This window comes from Bacillus bingmayongensis, assembly GCF_000299035.1.
Lineage (GTDB): Bacteria > Bacillota > Bacilli > Bacillales > Bacillaceae_G > Bacillus_A > Bacillus_A bingmayongensis.
Map to the genome: position 1 here is coordinate 1 of NZ_AKCS01000078.1, position 1040 is coordinate 1040.

Below are 1040 nucleotides of genomic sequence, written 5' to 3' on the forward strand. Positions count from 1 at the left end.
CTCTCAGTGAATATTTACAAGAGTGGCTTGAAAACACAGCTAAGCAACGAGTGAGAGAAACTACATTTATCAATTATAGACGAGCTGTGAACAGTAGGATTATCCCTGTACTTGGTTCACAAAAACTAAAAGACTTAAAACCCCTGCATGGGCAACGATTTGTTAAATCACTAATCGATGAAGAATTATCTCCTAAATATATTGAATATATTTTTGTTGTTTTAAAAGGGGCATTAGAAGATGCGGTTAAATGGGAACTTCTATATAAAAACCCATTTGAGCATGTAGAAATTCCTCGACCACGAAGAGTGGTCAATAATACGTGGTCAATTGAGGAGACAAAAACATTTTTAACATATGCTAAATTTGATAATCCTATCTACTACCATTTATTTTTACTTGCACTCAATACAGGTATGCGTAGAGGTGAGTTACTAGGTTTAAAGTGGAAAAATGTAGATTTAGTTGAAGGTAAGATCAGTGTGACGGAAACTCTAATTTACGATGAATTAGGATTTCGATTTACAGAACCAAAAACATCAGGTTCTAAACGTTTAATTTCCATCGACCAAAACTTATGTAAAGAGTTAAAAAGTTATAAAGTAAAACAAAGTGAATTTAAATTATCCATTGGTACAGCTTATAAAGATAATGATTTAGTCTTCTGTAGAGAAGATGGTCAGCCAATATATCCAAGAACATTAACTACTGTTTTTGAAAGGTTTGTAAAAACATCACAAGTTCCTAAAATTAGATTCCATGACTTACGACACACTCATGCTACACTTCTTCTTAAATTAGGCATTAATCCAAAAGTCGTAAGTGAACGATTAGGGCATAATTCTATTAAGACCACATTGGACACTTATAGTCATGTTACATTAGATATGCAAGAAAGTGCCACTATAGCACTAAGTGAGGCTTTAAAATCATAAAATAATTGTTGATGTGGTCCGAATGTGGTCAAACCCATCAACAATTATTATGAAATCCCTATATATCAAGGCTTAACCAAGCCACACACTCCACATGAGTAGTAT

1 protein-coding gene is annotated in these 1040 nt (G+C 33.3%); it reads left to right on the forward strand.

What is annotated here, in order from left to right; all coding sequences use genetic code 11:
• A partial coding sequence (locus tag Y7E_RS0106890) for a site-specific integrase (RefSeq protein WP_017150550.1) occupies window positions 1–935 on the forward strand: 935 nt, incomplete at its 5' end.
• Between the last annotated feature and the right edge of the window lie 105 nt (window positions 936–1040).